Raw genomic sequence first — 2,265 nt, 5'->3', positions numbered from 1 at the left:
GACGTGCACGGCCCCCGCCGCGGGACCGGACTGCGGCTCGCCGCCCTGCCCGAGCGTCACGCCCGCCCGGCCCTACGGCCCGGCGGAGTCGGCCTCACCCTGCGCTGGCAGCCCCACCACGACGGCGCCCGGAACGAACACGGGCTCGCCGCGCGAGCAGACGATCACCTGCCCGGATGGTTCGGTGCGCGCCAGCGTCGACCTGTGCCTGCCGCCCCAGCGGTACTGCCCCGGCTCGCCGGTGAGCGTGCCGGTGGGGCAGGCCTGCCCGGCGCCGCCCAGGCCCGAGCCGCCGGTGCCCGTCATCTGCTGGGACGGTTCGCAGCACGCCGCCACCGCGGACTGCCCGGCCGGCAAGCTGATGTGCCCGGGCGGCGCCTCGGTGGAACTCGGCCAGAAGTGCCCGGTGTCGGCGCCGCCGCGCTGCGCCAAGGGCGAGGTGCGGCTGCTCGGTGTCTGCACCGCGGCGGCGCGCCCGGGTGACCCGGCGCCGCCGGTCGGGCAGCCGGTGGCCCGCGAGGCCAGGCCGGGAGAGCTGCTGTTCGACCGGACCGTCATCACCGCCGGAGACACCCTGTTCGCTCGCGGTGCGGGCTGCCGGCCCGGGGCGCAGGTGACCCTCACGGCCGGTGGCGAGCTGGTCGGGCAGGCGGTTGCCGACCAGGCCGGCACGTTTGAGACAGTCGTTCAGTTCGCGAGTTTCCGGCCGGGATACCGTCCCGTCGAGGTGCGTTGCGGCACGGCGCTGACCGCCGGCATCGACATGGTGCTGGTCTCCGCCGACACCAGCGCGTCGACCTCCTCGGTGCTGCTGCCCCTGTTCCTGGCCCTGTCGTTCCTCGCGGTGCATTACCAGATGGCGGCGCGCCGGCGACGCCGGAGCCGGGCACTGCGCCGCTAGCCGCCGGGCGGCCCGTCGCCGCCCTCCGTCGACCACAGGGTGGGAGTGAGGTAACGATGGCCCACCCGTCCGCGCAGGGCGCCGCCGAGGCCAGCGTGAACTCCCCCCGTCCCGGCCGGGAAACCGCGGATTCCAGCGACCCGGTGACGCTGAACGCCTCCGCCGCGACCCCCGGGCCGGGCGACCCGGACGCCTCCGCCGACACCGGCGGGTCGGCCCGGTCGGAAGGTTCGGCACCGGGCGGGGGTGGTGCGGCCCGGGCCGTCGAACCGGCCGAGGTCGGCCCCTACCGGCTGCTGCGACGGCTGGGCGCTGGCGGGATGGGCACGGTCTACCTCGGGGAGAACGCCGCCGGCGGGCAGGTGGCCGTCAAGCTGATCCGGTCGGACCTGGCCCGCCTCGCCGAGTTCCGCGTCCGCCTCAAGCAGGAGGCGGATAACGCCCGCCGGGTCGCCCGGTTCTGCACCGCGGCGGTCCTCGACGTCGACATCACCGGCGACCAGCCGTATCTCGTCACCGAATACGTCGACGGTCCGACCCTCGCCGAGGCCGTGGCCCGGCGCGGGCCGCTGACCCCCGCGGAGCTGCACCAGCTCGCCGTCAGCATCACCACCGCCCTGATGGCGATCCACCGGGCCGGCATCGTGCACCGCGACCTGAAGCCGTCGAACATCCTGCTGTCCCGGCTCGGCCCGAAGGTCATCGACTTCGGTATCGCCCGCGCGCTGGACACCGCGACCAGGGTCGGCGCCGACTCGGGAGCCGACCGTCATCTCGGCACGCCGGCGTTCATGGCGCCCGAGCAGGCCCGCGGCGAGCAGATCACCTCGGCGGCGGACGTCTTCGCCTGGGGCGGGGTGCTCATCTACGCGGGGACGGGCCGCTACCCGTTTGGCGGCGGCGAGGCCCCGGGCCTGCTCTACCGGACGGTGAACGACCCGCCGAACCTCGACGGCCTCGACGACAGCCTGCGCCCGCTCGTCGAGGACGCGATGCGCAAGACCGCGGCCTACCGCCCCAGCGCCGAGCAGCTCTACGCGCGCCTGCTCGACCTGCGCGTCGACATTCCCGTGAAAGCACGGGCGCTGGCCGAGGTCACCGCGCTCATCCGGCCGCTGAACACCCTGCCGCCGCGCACCGAGGGGTCCGGCGCCGAGGGCGACGTGGCCGGGCCGATCACGCCGGTCACCGGCCAGCGGCCGAGCGGCCCGCCGCCCGCGGTCGCGACGGGCGGGTCAGGGGGTGCGGCGCTGCACCCGGCTCGGCCCGACCGCGCCGACGCCCCCGACGCCGACCACAGCGGCCCCGCGGGGCCCCCGGGGACATCACGCGCGCCGACGACGGGTGGGGCACCGGGCCGCACG

At 76.3% G+C, this 2,265-nt stretch carries 2 protein-coding genes; both read left to right on the top strand.

Going from position 1 to position 2,265, the window contains the following annotated elements:
• On the top strand, positions 1-901 hold a 901-nt coding region (locus MXD58_RS29610), incomplete at its 5' end, for a hypothetical protein (RefSeq protein ID WP_250611440.1).
• 56 nt (positions 902-957) lie between these two features.
• The coding region (locus MXD58_RS29605; protein WP_250611438.1) for a serine/threonine-protein kinase at positions 958-2,265 on the top strand (1,308 nt) is incomplete at its 3' end.

This window comes from Frankia sp. AgKG'84/4, assembly GCF_023242965.2.
Classification (GTDB): domain Bacteria; phylum Actinomycetota; class Actinomycetes; order Frankiales; family Frankiaceae; genus Frankia.
Note: the sequence above shows the minus strand (reverse complement) of the source record. Positions and strands in the feature narration are given on the sequence as shown.